This window comes from Paracoccus sp. S3-43, assembly GCF_029027965.1.
In the GTDB taxonomy this organism is placed as follows: Bacteria; Pseudomonadota; Alphaproteobacteria; order Rhodobacterales; family Rhodobacteraceae; genus Paracoccus.
On the sequence record NZ_CP119082.1, the window covers coordinates 1,463,510 to 1,478,478 of the forward strand.

General features: G+C 66.3%; 16 protein-coding genes and 1 tRNA gene. 4 read left to right on the top strand and 13 right to left on the bottom strand.

The window, feature by feature from the left end; all coding sequences use genetic code 11:
* Genes PXD02_RS07550 through PXD02_RS07560 form a run of 3 tightly spaced genes read right to left on the bottom strand, consistent with a single transcriptional unit; the run spans position 1 to position 2,693 of the window.
* Positions 1–705 carry an ABC transporter ATP-binding protein gene (locus PXD02_RS07550; protein ID WP_275106205.1) on the bottom strand — a complete coding sequence of 235 codons (705 nt, stop codon included), beginning with the start codon at positions 703–705 and terminating at the stop codon, positions 1–3.
* On the bottom strand, positions 702–1,475 hold the full coding sequence (locus PXD02_RS07555; protein WP_275106386.1) for an ABC transporter ATP-binding protein: 774 nt from the start codon (positions 1,473–1,475) through the stop codon (positions 702–704). The genes PXD02_RS07550 and PXD02_RS07555 overlap by 4 nt, the downstream gene beginning before the upstream one ends.
* 15 nt (positions 1,476–1,490) lie before the next feature.
* A complete protein-coding gene (locus tag PXD02_RS07560; RefSeq protein ID WP_275106206.1) occupies positions 1,491–2,693 on the bottom strand; it encodes an ABC transporter substrate-binding protein in 1,203 nt (400 codons plus the stop codon).
* A 185-nt stretch (positions 2,694–2,878) separates the two neighbouring features.
* Between PXD02_RS07560 and PXD02_RS07565 the strand changes: the two genes are divergently transcribed.
* Complete coding sequence (locus PXD02_RS07565; protein ID WP_275106207.1) at positions 2,879–3,820, top strand: LysR family transcriptional regulator; 942 nt, start codon at positions 2,879–2,881, stop codon at positions 3,818–3,820.
* Between the two features lie 28 nt (positions 3,821–3,848).
* Positions 3,849–5,318, top strand: a complete 1,470-nt coding sequence (locus tag PXD02_RS07570) for an APC family permease (RefSeq protein WP_275106208.1) — start codon at positions 3,849–3,851, stop codon at positions 5,316–5,318.
* An 11-nt stretch (positions 5,319–5,329) separates the two neighbouring features.
* Here the strand turns inward: PXD02_RS07570 and PXD02_RS07575 are convergent.
* From PXD02_RS07575 to PXD02_RS07605, 7 genes are all read right to left on the bottom strand, one after another.
* Positions 5,330–5,406 (bottom strand) — tRNA-Arg (locus PXD02_RS07575).
* Positions 5,407–5,447: 41 nt separating this feature from the next.
* Positions 5,448–5,915 (bottom strand): GNAT family N-acetyltransferase, encoded by a 468-nt coding sequence (locus PXD02_RS07580; protein WP_275106209.1) that lies wholly within the window; start codon positions 5,913–5,915, stop codon positions 5,448–5,450.
* Positions 5,916–5,983: 68 nt separating this feature from the next.
* Positions 5,984–6,493: a CarD family transcriptional regulator gene (locus tag PXD02_RS07585; RefSeq protein WP_275106210.1), complete on the bottom strand. Its 510-nt coding sequence runs from the start codon at positions 6,491–6,493 to the stop codon at positions 5,984–5,986.
* 322 nt (positions 6,494–6,815) lie between these two features.
* Positions 6,816–7,154 (bottom strand): ferredoxin FdxA, encoded by a 339-nt coding sequence (gene fdxA / locus PXD02_RS07590; RefSeq protein ID WP_275106211.1) that lies wholly within the window; start codon positions 7,152–7,154, stop codon positions 6,816–6,818.
* Positions 7,155–7,300: 146 nt separating this feature from the next.
* The gene (locus PXD02_RS07595) at positions 7,301–7,579 is read right to left on the bottom strand and encodes an RNA-binding S4 domain-containing protein (RefSeq protein WP_275106212.1); all 279 of its coding nucleotides are present in this window, start codon (positions 7,577–7,579) and stop codon (positions 7,301–7,303) included.
* Positions 7,576–10,545, bottom strand: coding sequence for a helicase-related protein (locus tag PXD02_RS07600; protein ID WP_275106213.1), 2,970 nt, complete (start codon positions 10,543–10,545; stop codon positions 7,576–7,578). The genes PXD02_RS07595 and PXD02_RS07600 overlap by 4 nt, the downstream gene beginning before the upstream one ends.
* A gap of 3 nt (positions 10,546–10,548) precedes the next feature.
* Positions 10,549–11,016: a tetratricopeptide repeat protein gene (locus PXD02_RS07605; protein WP_275106214.1), complete on the bottom strand. Its 468-nt coding sequence runs from the start codon at positions 11,014–11,016 to the stop codon at positions 10,549–10,551.
* Between the two features lie 196 nt (positions 11,017–11,212).
* On the opposite strand from PXD02_RS07605, the gene PXD02_RS07610 reads away from it, so the two are divergent.
* Together PXD02_RS07610 and PXD02_RS07615 are read left to right on the top strand one after the other, a co-directional pair.
* On the top strand, positions 11,213–11,497 hold the full coding sequence (locus PXD02_RS07610; RefSeq protein ID WP_275106387.1) for an SCP2 sterol-binding domain-containing protein: 285 nt from the start codon (positions 11,213–11,215) through the stop codon (positions 11,495–11,497).
* Between the two features lie 4 nt (positions 11,498–11,501).
* Entirely contained in the window at positions 11,502–12,455 is a 954-nt protein-coding gene (locus PXD02_RS07615) for an alpha/beta fold hydrolase (protein WP_275106215.1), read from the top strand.
* Here the strand turns inward: PXD02_RS07615 and PXD02_RS07620 are convergent.
* From PXD02_RS07620 to PXD02_RS07630, 3 genes are read right to left on the bottom strand one after another with little or no spacing between them, the layout of a single operon-like run.
* On the bottom strand, positions 12,452–13,393 hold the full coding sequence (locus tag PXD02_RS07620) for a hemolysin family protein (protein WP_275106216.1): 942 nt from the start codon (positions 13,391–13,393) through the stop codon (positions 12,452–12,454). The genes PXD02_RS07615 and PXD02_RS07620 overlap by 4 nt on opposite strands.
* Entirely contained in the window at positions 13,393–13,887 is a 495-nt protein-coding gene (ybeY, locus tag PXD02_RS07625) for an rRNA maturation RNase YbeY (protein ID WP_275106217.1), read from the bottom strand. Before ybeY ends, PXD02_RS07620 begins: the two co-directional genes overlap by 1 nt.
* Positions 13,880–14,956 (bottom strand): PhoH family protein, encoded by a 1,077-nt coding sequence (locus PXD02_RS07630; protein ID WP_275106218.1) that lies wholly within the window; start codon positions 14,954–14,956, stop codon positions 13,880–13,882. The genes ybeY and PXD02_RS07630 overlap by 8 nt, the downstream gene beginning before the upstream one ends.
* Positions 14,957–14,969: the final 13 nt, after the last annotated feature.

The window sequence follows — 14,969 nt, forward strand, 5'->3', positions numbered from 1 at the left end:
TCACACCCCCAGTTCCCGATGCAGCAGGTCCATCCGGTTCGGCAGGTCGGATACCGGGAATTCGGCGGTCATGGTGCCATGGTCCATCAGATAGAAGCGGTCGGCGACCCGCGCCGCGAAGCGGAAGTTCTGTTCCACCAGCACCACGGTCATGCCGCGTTGCTTCAGCTTGCGCAGCACGTCGCCGATGGCGTTGATGATGACCGGGGCCAGCCCCTCGGTCGGCTCGTCCAGCAACAGGCAGCGCGCCCCGGTGCGCAGGATCCGCGCCATCGCCAGCATCTGCTGCTCGCCCCCCGACAGCTTGGTGCCGGGGCTGTTGCGGCGTTCCTGGAGGTTCGGGAACAGGTCGTATATCTCGGCCACCGTCATGCCGCCCTCGGCGACCTTCGGGGGCAGCATCAGGTTTTCCTCGACCGAGAGGGTCGCGAAGATGCCGCGTTCCTCGGGGACGAAGCCCAGGCCCGCGCGGGCGGTCTGGTGCAGGGGCACCGACATCATGTCCCGGCCGGCAAAGGTGATGCGGCCGGTGCGTTTGCGCAGAATGCCCATGATCGCGCGCAGGGTGGTGGTCTTGCCCATGCCGTTGCGGCCCAGGATGCAGATCATCTCGCCTTCATCGACATGCAGGTCGACGCCGTGCAGCACATGGCTTTCGCCATACCAGGCTTGCAGCCCGGCGGTTTCCAGAAGCGGGGCCGTCATTCCTCGGTTCCCATATAGGCGATGCGGACGCGGGGATCGGCGGACACGGTGGCATAGTCGCCGGTCGCGATGATCTCTCCGCGTTGCAGGACGGTGACGTGGTGGCAGATGTCGGCGACCACGTTCAGGTTATGCTCGACCATCAGCACGGCGCGGGTGCGGGCCACGTCGCGGATGATCTCGGCCACCATCCGCACGTCTTCCTGTCCCATCCCGGCCATCGGCTCGTCCAGCAGCAGAACCTCAGGGTCGAGCGCCAGTGTCGTGGCGATCTCCAGCACGCGCTTGCGGCCATAGGACAGGTCGGCGGCGCGGTGGTCACGGTAAGGCGTCAGGCCCAGGTGGTCGATCAGCTCATCGGCGCGCCCGTTCAGCCGGTCCAGCGAGGACAAGGGTTTCCAGAACTGCACCGCCAGCCCCGCCGGGCGCTGCAAGGCGACCTTGACGTTCTCGCGCACCGTCAGATGCGGAAACACGGCGGAAATCTGGAACGACCGCACCAGCCCCATCCGCGCCACCCTGTCGGGCCGGGTCCGGGTGATGTCCTGGCCCAGCAGCGTGATTTTGCCGCGCGTCGGTTGCAAAAACTTGGTCAGCAGGTTGAACACCGTGGTCTTGCCCGCCCCATTGGGGCCGATCAGCGCGTGGATGCGCGCATGTTCCACATCCAGATCGACATTGTTGACAGCGGTGAACCCGGCGAAATCCTTGCCGAGACCGCGGGCGGAAAGCACCACCCGCGGTTCGGGTTGCGTCATGGCTGGCGCAATGCTCATCGGCAGGCCTTACTGGGAGACCAGCGGGCAGCCGCTTTGCGCCGGGTCGATGAAGGCTTCGGCGCCGGGGATCGTGGCCAGGACGTTGTAGTAATCCCAATCCTCGGTGATCTCGGCGGGGGCCTTCACCTCCATCAGGTAGACGTCCTTGATCAGGCGACCGTTGGCGCCGACCTTGCCGTCCTGCGCGAACACGTCGTTGACCGGCAGTTCGTGCAGCTTGGCGGCGACGGCTTCGGTTTCGTCCGAGCCTGCGGCCACGATCGCCTTCAGATAGGACGTGACCGCCGAATAGGTGCCCGCATGGACCATGTTCGGCATCGACCCGGTGCGTTCGAAGAAGCGGCGGCCGAACTCCTCGGATTCGGGGTTGCGCTTCCAATAGAAGCTTTCGGTCAGGTTCAGGCCCTGCGCGGCCTCGATCCCCAGGCCGTGAACGTCGGCCAGCGTGAACAGCAGCGCCGCCAGCTTCTGCCCGCCCTGGGTGATGCCGAACTCGGCCGCCTGCTTGATGGCGTTCTGCGTGTCGGCGCCCGCATTGGCCAGGCCGATCACCTTGGCGCCCGAGGATTGCGCCTGCAACAGGAAGGACGAGAAGTCGGTGGAGGCCAGCGGATGGCGGACCGATCCGACCACGGTGCCGCCATGTTCCTTGACGAAATTGCCGGTGTTTTCCTCGAGCGAATAGCCGAAGGCATAATCGGCGGTCAGGAAAAACCAGCTGTCGCCGCCCTCTTTCACCAGGGCGCCGCCGGTGCCCACCGCAAGCGCGTGGGTGTCATAGGCCCAGTGGAAGCCATATGGCGAACATTGCGCGCCGGTCAGTTCGGTCGTCGCGGCGCCGGTGTTGATGGTGATCTTCTTTTCCTCGACGCTCAGCGCCTGCACGGCAAGGCCGACGGAGGAGGTCGTCAGCTCCATGATGGAATCGACCTGTTCGTTGTCATACCACTGCCGCGCGATGTTCGACGCGATGTCGGGCTTGTTCTGGTGGTCGGCGGTCACCACCTCGATGGGCGCGTCCAGCACCTTGCCGCCGAAATCCTCGACCGCCATCAGCGCGGCTTCATAGGAATTCTTGCCGCCGAAATCGGAATAGACGCCCGACTGGTCGTTCAGGATGCCGATCCTGACCTTGCCGTCCGACACTTCGGCCACTGCGGGCGCGGCCAACAGGCCGACGGATGCGGCCGACAACAAAAGTTTACGCATTCAACCTCCCTTAGGCACAACCCTGCGACACCGCGGTCGATGCCGCAGGCCGGGATGATGTCCTGTTCCTGATGACGACAGCCTCTCCTCCAGCGGTCGTTCGGCCAAAGGATGACCCCAAAGTCACTTTGACACAAGCGTTCAACACGGTCTAATTTCGTTCAGGTTCTGAACATATCTGAACAATGGCCGCGCTGTCCTGGGACGATCTTCAATTCTTCCTGTCCGTCGCCCGCGAAGGACAGTTGTCGCGGGCGGCCCGGATGCTGGGCACCTCGCATGTCACCGTGTCGCGCCGCATCGACCGGCTGGAACAGGCGCTGAACACCCGGCTGTTCGAACGCAACCCGCGCGGCTACGAACTGACCCCGGCAGGCCGGCGCCTGGTCGACACGGCCGAGCGGATGGAGGAGGCCGCCGACCAGATCCCCGTCGACCAGGGCAGCGCGTCGCGTCAGGCGGGGCCGCTGCGCCTGGCGGCGCCCGAAGGCTTCGCCAGCCTGTTTTCCCAGCATCTGTGGCCCGATTTCATCGCGCAATTCCCGCTGATCTCGCTGGAACTGGTCACCATGCCGCAGATCCTCTCCCTGTCGCGGCGAGAGGCCGACATGTCGGTGACGCTGGATCCGATCTCAAGCGGTCCCTATCGGTCCGAGCGGATGGCGAATTACACCCTGCACCTCTATGCGACCGCCGCTTATCTGGCCGCCAATCCGCCCATCGCCACGCGCGACGACCTGCGCCCGCACCGGATCATCGGCTATATCGAGGAGATGATCTTCGCCCCCGGTCTGGACTATCTGAACGAGATCCTGCCGGGGATCCGCGCCTCGATCAAAAGCAGCAGCATCTTCAACCAGCTGGCGGCGGCGCGCAATCACCTTGGGATCGCGGTCCTGCCCCATTACATCGCCTCGAAATATCCCGAACTGCGGATCGTCCTGCCCGACGAGGTGACGCTGACCCGCAGCTATTGGCTGACCTGCCACCGCGATGTGCGCGCGATGCGGCGCGAACGGGCGGTCATCGCCTTCCTGACCGACAGCCTGCGGGCGCGCGGATCGGAACTGGTGCGCCCAGCCCAAGCGATTCCGCTTGCCGCAATGCAACCGGAGGCACAGACTTGACATTCATGTGATGTCAAGGAGGTGGGACATGGCGGACACATATATGGGGGCGGCCGCGCCGGGCGCGCATCAGCCGGAACTGCATCGCGTCATGGGGCCGAAGCTGCTGCTCTTGTTCATCGTCGGCGACATTCTGGGCACCGGGGTCTATGCCCTGACCGGCACCGTCGCGGCCGAGGTCGGCGGCGCGGCCTGGGCGCCCTTCCTGGTGGCCTTCCTGGTCGCCACGATCACCGCGATGTCCTATCTGGAACTGGTGACGCGCTATCCCCAGGCGGCGGGCGCGGCGCTCTATGCGCATCGGGCCTTCGGCGTCCATTTCCTGACCTTCCTGGTGGCCTTTACGGTGATGTGTTCGGGGATCACCTCGGCCTCGACCGCGTCGAACGCCTTCGCGGGGTTCCTGAATGACGGCTTCCGGCTGGGCTTCGCCAAGAGCAGCGCGGGGATCCTGCTGATCGCGCTTGGCTTCATGGCGCTTGTCGCGGCGATCAACCTGCGCGGCGTGGGCGAAAGCGTCAAGGCGAACGTGATCCTGACCTGCGTGGAACTGACCGGCCTTCTGATGATCATCTTCGTGGGCTTCTATGCGATGGCCCAGGGACGAGCCGACTTTTCCGAGGTGATGGTCTTTCATTCCTCCGAGGAAAAGGGCGCCTTCCTGTCGCTGACCGCCGCGACCGCGCTGGCCTTCTTTGCCATGGTCGGGTTCGAGGATTCCGTGAACATGGCCGAAGAGGTCAAGGATCCCGTCCGCATCTTCCCACGCATCATGCTGACGGGCCTGGGCATTACCGGGGTGATCTATATCCTGGTGTCGATCTGCGCGGTGGCCCTGGTGCCGGTGGGCGACCTGTCGAACCCCGACAAGGGATCGGCGCTGACGCAGGTGGTCCGGGCGGGCGCGCCGAACCTGCCCTTCGACACGATCTTCCCCTTCATCGGCATGTTCGCGGTGGCGAATTCCGCGCTGATCAACATGCTGATGGCCAGCCGCCTGCTCTACGGACTGGCCCGCCAAGGGGTGCTGCCGCACGGGCTGGGCCTGGTCCATCACAGGCGGCGCACGCCCTGGGTGGCGATCCTGTTCACCACCGCTTTGGCCTTCGGGCTGATCTATTTCGTCGTCACCCGGTCCGAACTTCCGGCGGTCAGCCTGCTGGGCGGCACCACCTCGCTGCTGCTGCTGTGCGTGTTCACGGTGGTCAACATCTCGCTGATCGTGCTGCGGCGACAGCCTGCCGGGCACGACCATTTCCGGGCGCCCGCGATCACGCCCTGGATCGGCGCCGTGACCTGCGCCTTCCTGGCCGGGCCATGGGCGCGCAGCGCGGCGCAGATGGACCAATACCGCATCGCGGGCTGGCTGCTGGCCATCGGGATCGTGCTGTGGGCCGCAACCTGGATCTGGAACCGGGCGCGTCACAAGCCCCATCCGGGCAGCCTGGGAGACATCGAATCGATGCGCGAACATCACGGGGATTCACCGCGCAACTAGGGCGGAAAGACTGGCGATCCCGGAAGGAATCGAACCCTCAACCTGCCGATTAGAAGTCGGCTGCTCTATCCAGTTGAGCTACGGGACCGTCTGGCCGATCTTTTGCGGGATCGCAGGCCGATGCGCAAGTCACAGCGTTCGGGTCATGAAGACGCTGTTCGGATCGGCACGATAGGCGCCGAACGGCGGGCATTCGGCGAAGCCGCCGCGCGCATAGAGGCCCCGCGCGGCGGCAAAGCTGGGCTGCGCGCCGGTTTCCAGCGACAGCCGCGTCAGCCCGGCCCGGCGCGCATGGTCGATCAGCCGGGCCAGCATCAGCCGCGACAGGCCCCCGCCGCGCGCCTCGGCCAGGATGTGCATGGACTTGATCTCTGCATGCGTGGGATCGAGGCGCTTCAGCGCCGCCATGCCCACCGGGGCACCGGCGCGGCGCAGCACGAAAAAGTCGATCTGCGGCGAAACCAGCGTCTCGCGCGGCATCATGTGGATGGAGGCGGGCGGCGTATCGGCGTGCATTTCCACCGTGTGGCGCTGGAACAGCAGAGCCAGGTCATCGGCCAGCGGCGATTCGGCGGCAAAGGAAAGCGTTTCCGTCACGGGCAGCCCCTTGAGAGGCGGACAGCAAAAGGGCGGCCGCAGGGCCGCCCTTGGCGATGGGTGCGACATCAGGCGGCGCGGGACAGCAGCACTTCCTCGACGCTTTTCTGGGCCGCACCCTCGTCCAAACCTTTGACAGCCGCGACCTCGCGGGTCAGCCGGTCCAGGGCCGCTTCGTAAAGCTGGCGTTCGGAATAGGACTGTTCGCGCTGATCGTCATTGCGGTGCAGGTCCCGCACCACCTCGGCAATGGACATCAGGTCGCCGGAATTGATCTTCTGGTCGTATTCCTGCGCCCGGCGCGACCACATCGCGCGCTTGACGCGGGCCTTGCCCTTCAGGGTTTCCAGGGCGCGGTCGATCAGGTCGGGGGTCGACAGGCTGCGCATCCCGATTTCCGAGGCACGGGCGGTGGGAACGCGCAGGGTCATCTTGTCCTTCTCGAAAGAGATGACGAACATCTCCAGCCGCAGGCCCGCGACCTCCTGTTCGTCGATCGAGACAATGCGGCCGACGCCATGGGCCGGGTAGACGACGAAGTCATCGGGGCGGAATTCGTTTTTCTTGGTCTTGGACATCTGGCTTCCTCTTGGTGGTGCCTTGAGAAGGACACAAAGAACCGAAAGCGGCCCAGGCCACCTCCGGTGCGTTTTTTGATCGTGATGGTGTCCCTGCCCGGCAGAAGGCAGGAAATCGGCAGTTCGGGGCGCACATCCTTGGGGCCTCTGACTCCCATCAGATGCGAATGTTTCCTGAATATAGCATAAATAAGACGCCAAAAAAAGCATCCTGTGGGGAAAGTCCCCCGGCTCGCGCCCTGCGCGAAAAGCGTTTTAATCCAAATGATTAAGAAAAGAACGCCGAAAAATTGACGCGACGGCAGCCTGCGAATCGCGACAATCAGTCGCCCTCGCCCGGCGCTTCGGAAAAATACTTCTCCAGCTTGCCCGGAACGCCGTCCAGTTCGGCGGCGGTGGGCAACGGATCCTTCTTCTGGGTGATGACCGGCCAGATTTCCGAATATTTGCGGTTGAACTCGACCCATTCCTCCATGGCCGGTTCGGTATCGGGGCGGATCGCGTCGGCCGGGCATTCCGGTTCGCAGACGCCGCAGTCGATGCATTCGTCGGGATGGATCACCAGGGTGTTTTCACCCTCGTAGAAGCAGTCCACGGGGCAGACCTCGACGCAGTCGGTGTATTTGCACATGATGCAATTATCGGTCACGACATAGGTCATCAGAGGCTCCATTCCTTCCGAGGGCTAGTTACGCCCCGGTGTTCGATCATTCAAGGCCGCAGCTTTGGAAAAGACTGCCGTTTCGCGAAAGCGCGCCAGCAGGAAACGCCGTTCCCGGCGGGCCGCGCGCATCCGAACGGGATCCGTCAGGCCGGTTCGTCCAGGTCGTGATACAGGGCCTGAGCCTCGGGCGCGGGGCCGCGCCGCTGGCCAAGCGCGGCTATTTCCAGCACCCGGACATGGCCGAAGGCCGACACCACGATCCGGTCGCCCGGCCGGACCAGCTTGCCGGGCTTGTTGCAGGGCTGGTCGTTCACGCGCACGCCCCCGCCCTCGATCCGTTCGACGGCAATCGCGCGGGACTTGAAGACCCGCGCGAAGAACAGCCACTTGTCCAGTCGCAGCCCGTCGGGACCGTCCGTCACTTCTTGTCCTTCAGCGCCGCGAGGATCGCGAAGGGGCTGTCGGGATCGGCCTTCTTTTCCGGCCGGGAGGAGAAGGTGGCGGGCTTGTTCTGCTGCGGCTTGCCGCCCTTCTTGAAGTTCTCCTTGCCGCGCGGCTTGCCGCCGCCCTCGCCATGATCGCGCTTGTCGCGGCGTTCGCGGTTCGGGCGCCCGCCTTCGGGACGGTCCGGGCGGTCGCCCTGATGGGCGGAACGGTCGCCCCGTTCCTGCCGGTCGCCCCGTTCCTGCCGGTCGGCACCAGCTTCGCCTGCGCCGTCCTGACCGGCGGCGTCGCGGCGCGGGCCGCCCCGGCGGCCCTGGCCGTCGCCCTGCGGACGGCGGTTCGGGCGCGGCTTCGGCGCCCAGCGGAAGGTATAGAACACCTCCATCTCGGGGGCGGCTTCCTCGACCGGCTCACCCGCGGCCTCGGCCTCGGCGCGGCGTTTCTCGGCCTGCTCGGCCTCCCATTTCGCGCGGGTCTCGGCGGCCAGCACGCTTTCCTCCTCGGTCAGCGGGGCGTCCGACGCCTCGCCTTCCGGCGCGGGCGCCGCGACCGGAACCTCGGCCGTCTTGACCTTGGCCCGCTCGCCGCGCTCGGCGGCATAGCCAAGCCCTTCCATCAGTTTCGAGAACTGTTCCAGCGTCATGCCGGTGATCGACAGCATGTCGGGATTGGCCTCGAAGCCGCCGCGCGTGTCCTGGGTGCGCAGCAGGTCGGCCAGCCGTTCCAGCATGTCGATGCGGATCGCGCGTTCGCCCGCAGGACGATATCCCGACAGCGTGTAATGCTGTTCGGGAACCTCGGCGATATGCGGGATCGTGACCAGGCCGGGCGGCGGGCTTTCCGGGAAGCTGTCCAGCCCCTCGGCCAGCGACCACAGCACCAGCCGCAGCCGGGTGGGCGCGGGTTTCAGCAGCGCGGGCATGAAGATCGTGAACTGGCCGAAGCGGACGCCATGCTTGCGCAGCGCGCCGCGCGCCTCCTGGTCCAGCTCCTTGACCTCGTGGGCCACGCCGTCGCGCGGCAGGACACCCAGCGATTCCACCAGGCGGAAGGCAAAGCCGCGCGCAAGCCCGGTCAGCGCCTCGTCCTTTTGCAGGGTCAGCAGCGGCTCGAACAGGGCGGCCACCTTGCGGTCGATGAAGTGCTGCAAGCGGCGCTTGACCTTCTCGGCGATCTCGGGACCGGCTTCCTTGTCCACGAAGACCTCGACGCCGGGATGCAGCGCGTCCGATCCGCGCACCAGCTTGCCGATGGCGGCGGTGCCCCACATCAGCCCGCCCTGTTCGGTATAGTCCAGTTCGGTATCCGGCGCGTTGTAGAAGCGGTCGGCGCGCAGGTGAAATTCCGGGCGCAGCGCCTCGTAGCTGGCGCGGTTCAGCATCCGGGCCTCGTCCGCCGTTGCGGTCTGGTCGGGGCGGAAGCGAAAGCCTTCCAGACGGCCGGCGAATTCGCCCTCGACCGTCACTTCGCCCTTGTCGTTCACTTCGGCCACAAGGCTCTCCTTCTGCTTGAGCCGGCGCAGCAGCACCGAGGTGCGCCGGTCCACAAATCGTTGGGTCAGCGCGGCGTGCAAGGCGTCCGACAAGCGGTCTTCTACCGCGCGAGTCTCTCCGCGCCAATGGCTTTCGTCCTGCACCCAGCCGGATCTCTGCGCGACATAGGTCCAGGTGCGGATATAGGCCAGCCGCTTGGACAGCGCGTCGATATCGCCATGGGTCCGGTCGATCCGCCGGATCGCGGCGGCCAGCCAGTCCGACGGAATGGCCCCATCTTGCAGGAAGCCGAAGATTCGCGCCAGCAGGCTGGTATGTTCGACGGGCGAGATGCCGCGAAAATCCGGCACGCGGCACACGTCCCACAAAAGCCGCACGTCCTGCCCGCCCTGCACGCGGTCGCGGATGTCGGGGATGTCGCGCAGCGATTTCAGCGCCTGCACATCGTCCGCGTCCCGGCCCCGGCCCAGCAGCGCGTGGCCGGACGGCGATTCCAGGCTTTCCACCAGCCGGTCCATGGTGCCGAATTGCAGGTCCGAATTGCGCCAGGTCAGCCGCTGGATCGGCGCGAAGCGGTGGTTCTGGATGGCGTCGATCAGCCCCTCGTCCAGAACCTCGGCCTCTCCGGTCACGCCGAAAGTGCCCGATTCGATGTGCCGCCCGGCGCGTCCCGCGATCTGGCCCATCTCGTGCGGGAACAGCGGGCGGACACGGCGGCCGTCGAACTTGTGGGTGGCGCTGAAGGCGACGTGGCGGATGTCCAGGTTCAGGCCCATGCCGATAGCGTCGGTGGCGACCAGGTAATCGACCTCTCCGGCCTGATACATGGCGACCTGGGCGTTGCGCGTGCGGGGCGACAGCGCGCCCATCACCACCGCGCAGCCGCCTTTCTGCCGCCGGATCAGTTCGGCCATGGCATAGACGTCATCGACCGAGAACCCGACGATGGCCGACCGCGCGGGCATCCGCGACAGCTTCTTCGACCCCGACCAGGACAGTTGCGACAGCCGGTCGCGCCGCTGGAACTGCACGCCGGGGATCAGCGAGGCGATGGCCGGGCGCATCGTGTCGCTGCCCAGGAACAGCGTCTCGTGCAGGCCGCGCATCTTCAGCAGCCGGTCGGTGAAGACATGGCCGCGTTCGGGATCGGCGCAAAGTTGGATTTCGTCGATGGCGACGAAATCGGCGGCGATGTCGGGCATCGCCTCGGTCGTCGCCACCCAGTATTGCACGCGGTCGGGGACGATCCGCTCCTCTCCCGTGACCAGGGCCACGACCGAGGGGCCGCGCGCGCGCACGATGCGGTCATAGACCTCTCGCGCCAGCAGGCGCAGGGGCAGGCCGATGACGCCGGTCCGATGCGCCAGCATCCGTTCGATCGCGTAATGCGTCTTGCCGGTATTGGTCGGCCCAAGGATGGCCGTGACGCGGCCGCGTTCATGAAGTGTCATGGCCTAGATATCGGTGCCGTCCCGCTGCCGTTCCAGACGCGCGACGCCATCAATCGCCTCTTGCTGGTGGGGATGGATGGCCAGACTTTCGCGGAAGGCGGCAAGGGCGCGTTCGGTATCGCCGGTCTCCTCCAGCATGATGGCCAGTTGGGTCAGCGCGGGAAAATGGCGCGGCTCCAGGCGCAGGGTGCGGGACAGATCCTGGAAGGCCGGGCCGAACTGCCCGGCGGCGGCATAGGCGGCGGCGCGGGTATAGAAACCCGTGGGAAAGTCGGGGGCATGGTCGGTCAGCGCGGTCAGATGGCCGATGGCGGCCTGGGTGTCGCCCTGGTCCAGGGCCTCCTCGCCCCGCTGCAACAGCAGGTCCATCGCGGCGGATCCCGATTTCGACCATTCGCGCAGGATATCCGATTCGGCGATGCGCCAGGATTCGCCCTGCGGCTCGGCCAGGCGGCGGAAAAGATCGTCCATGTCGGGGCGATCCTGCGCCCCGGCGGCAGCGGCGGCCACCAAAGCGGTTGCGGAAATGAAGAAAAAGGTAATTATTCCGTGGCGGAATGCCGCGACGACATCATGGAAAATGTGGCGGACCGGACGCATATCAGGGATGTTATCCAGCCCGCTTGCCGGGCGCCAGCCCACCCGAAACGAAAGACCTGGAAAAAAGATGAGCAATGTTGTGCATGCGGCCGTCGAGAAGCTGAACGAAAAGATCGGCACGTTCGGATCGACCGCCAAATTCGTGATCGAGGATGAAGGCGCGATCATGATCGACCAAAACGGCGTTCGCGAAGGCGACGAAGAGGCCGAGGTGACGCTGTTTGCCAGCCGCGACACCTTCGAAGGCATCCTGAACGGCAGCGTGAACCCGGCCACCGCCTTCATGATGGGCAAGCTGAGGATCGACGGGTCGATGGGTGTCGCCATGCAGCTGGGCCAGGCGCTGTCCTGATCCGATGCCCGGCCGGCCCGCTCCGTTCAGGCAATTGCCGGACGATCCCTCGCCCCCGGCGCGGGCCTTCTGGACCCAGGCCGACGACGGCGTGACCCTGCGGCTGGCCCATTGGCCCGCCGCGACCGGCAGCCGGGGCAGCGTGCTGCTGTTTCCCGGCCGCACCGAATATATCGAGAAATACTCGGGCATCGCCGCCGAATTGACGGCGGCGGGATACGATGTGCTGGCGATCGACTGGCGCGGCCAGGGCCTGTCCGACCGGCTGCTGCCGGATGTGCGGCTGGGCCATGTCGGGCAGTTCGCCGATTATCAGCGCGACGTGGTCGAGATGATCGTGGCCGCGACCGAACTGGCCCTGCCCCGGCCCTGGCACCTGCTGGCCCATTCGATGGGCGGCTGCATCGGCCTGGCGGCGCTGCACCAGGATCTGCCGGTCGCCTCGGCCGCGTTTTCGGCGCCCATGTGGGGCATCAACCTGCGGCCGATGTCGCATGGGCTGGCCGTGGGCATGGCCTATCTGGCGGGACGGCTGGGGCGCGGCGCGCGCCTTGCCCCCGGCAGCGGGGGCGGCGCGCTTGGCACCTATGTGCTGGACGAAAGCTTCAGCGCCAACCTGCTGACCGAGGATGCCGACGCATGGTGCCGCATGGTGCGCCAGGCGGCGGACTGGCCCGACATGACCCTGGGCGGCGCCAGCTTCGACTGGGTGGGCAAGGCGCTGAACGAATGCCTGCGCCTGTCGCGCCTGCCGTCGCCCGATCTTCCCGCCTTGGTCAGCCTGGGCAGCCGGGAAAGGATCGTCTCGTCGACGGCGATCCGCGACCGGGTTTCCGGTTGGCCCGCAGCTTCGCTGATGACGGTCGAAGGCGCGCGGCACGAGGTCATGATGTGCACCCCCGATCGCCGCGCCGCCTTCCTGTCGGCGGCGCTGAACCTGTTTCGATCCGCCCGTTAGCTTTCCTGGCCCAAATCCTGCTGGGGGATGTGATGCGGGCGCACCTCGTCCGCCGCCCTCGCCGCCGGAAGGCGCAGCCGCACCCGCTTGATGCGGCGGGGGTCGGCATCGACCACCTCGAATTCCGCGCCCGAGGCATGGGGGATCACCTCTCCCTGCGCGGGAAGATGGCCCGCCAGGGCAAAGACCAGCCCGCCGAGGGTGTCGATATCCTCGCCCTCGTTCTCGCCCAGCAGGGGCAGGCCGGTCTCGGCCTCGACATCGCTGACGGGGGCGCGGGCCTGGATCAGCCACTGGCCGGGCTTTTCCAGCACCCACAGGCTGCCCTCGGCGTCGTCATGTTCGTCCTCGATCTCTCCGATGACCTGTTCGATCAGATCCTCGATGGTCACAAGCCCGTCCACGCCGCCATATTCGTCGATGACGAGCGCCATGTGGGTGCGCTTCTGCTGCATCTGCTGCAACAGCACGCCGATGGACATCGACGGGGGAACATACAGCAGGGGCCGCAGCATCGGCCGCAGGTGGAATTCGCCGTTGGCGCCAAACCCGTGCTTCAGCGCCAGATCTTTCAGGTGGACCATCCCCAAGGGGCTGTCCAATGTCTCGGCATAGACCGGCAGGCGGGAAAAGCCGTGTTCGCGAAACAGCGCGACCAGATCGTCCAGGCTGCTGGTTTCGGCGGCGGCGATGATCTCGGCCTTGGGGACGGCCACGTCGTCGACCCGCATCCGCCGCAGGTTGACCATGCCGGGCACGATCTGGGCGCGCCTGTCGTTGTCGTCGGCCTCATCCTCGGCGCCTTTCAGGGCGTCGAAGAACCGTCCCAGGAAACCGCGCGAACTGGGAAGATCCCGTCCCTCTCCTCCGACGCCATCCGCCTCGGAGGCGGCATCGGCACCAAGGGGATGGCCGGGTAATCGAGACTCGGAGTTCATCAGACCTTCTCGTGATAGGGGTCGGGAATATTCAGGCGCGACAGGATCGAACGCTCGGCCGCTTCCATGGTTTCCGCGTCGGCGTCGTCCTGGTGGTCATAGCCCAGCAGGTGCAGGGTCGCGTGGACCAGCAGATGCGTGACGTGATCGGCCACCGGCTTGCCCTGCGCCTGCGCCTCGGCCAGGCAGGTGTCATAGGCGATGGCGATGTCGCCCAGCTCATCCTCGTCCGGCAGGTCGGGGGCGGCGCCGGGTTCGTGCGGGACATGCTCGACCGAGGGCCAGGACAGCACGTTGGTGGCGCGGGGCTTGCCGCGGAAATCGGCGTTGAGCGCGGCGATGCGGGCGTCGTCGCAGCCCATCACCACGACCGCTCCGCCGATGCCATGCCAGGACAGCGCGGCGGTCACCGCGCGTTCGGCCAGGGCCTCAAGCCCCAGTGTCTCCCATCGGTCATCCTCGATGACGCAATCGGTGGATATGTCGTCAGGCATCGCCTCGCATTGCCCGGCGGGGTGCGTATTGTCCGCGCGGTCCCTCTGATTCGCCGCGCGCCAGGGCGGCGGCATCGTCCGCGTCATACGCGGTGATGATGCGCGCGACAAGCGGGTGGCGCACAACGTCCTTGGCGGTGAAGTAGTTGAAGCCGATCCCCTTGACCCCGTCCAGGATGCGTTCGGCATCGACAAGGCCCGACTGCATCCCGCGCGGCAGGTCGATCTGGGTTCGGTCGCCGGTCACGACCATGCGCGATCCCTCGCCCAGGCGGGTCAGGAACATCTTCATCTGCATGGTGGTGGCGTTCTGCGCCTCGTCCAGCACCACGAAGGCATTGGACAGCGTGCGGCCGCGCATGAAGGCCAGGGGCGCGATCTCGATGCGCTTTTCCTCCATCAGCTTCTGCATCTGCTTGGCGGGCAGGAAATCGTTCAGCGCGTCATAGAGCGGCTGCATATAGGGATCGACCTTCTCCTTCATGTCGCCGGGAAGAAAGCCAAGCCGTTCCCCGGCCTCGACCGCCGGGCGCGACAGGATGATGCGGTCGACATGCCCGCCGATCAGCATGGTGACGCCCACCGCGACCGCCAGATAGGTCTTGCCGGTGCCCGCCGGGCCGATGCCGAAGGCCAGTTCATTCTGGAACAGCGACCGGACATAGGCCTTTTGCGCGTCGGTGCGCGGTTCCACCGATTTCTTGCGGGTCCGCAGCTCATAGTCGCCCGCCGCGAACATCTCCATCTGTTCGGCGGGCGTCGCGGGCGCGCTGTCATCAACGCCCATACGCAAGGCGGCCTCGACCTCGGCCAGGGACACCGGGCGGCCCTGTTCCAGCCGCGCGTACAGGCCGCGCAGCAGCAGGGCGGCCTCGGCCTGCGCCTCGGGGGTGCCGACCACGGCCACCTGGTTGCCGCGCCGCAGGATATGGACGCCAAGCGCCTCCTCGATCCGGGCGAGATGGCGGTCGTTCACGCCGCACAGGTCGATCAGCAGCCGGTTGTCGGGAAATTCCAGCAGGGTTTCGGTCGAAGGGGTCGCGACGGGGGGCGTAGGCGTAAGGCCCAAATTTCTCTCCTGC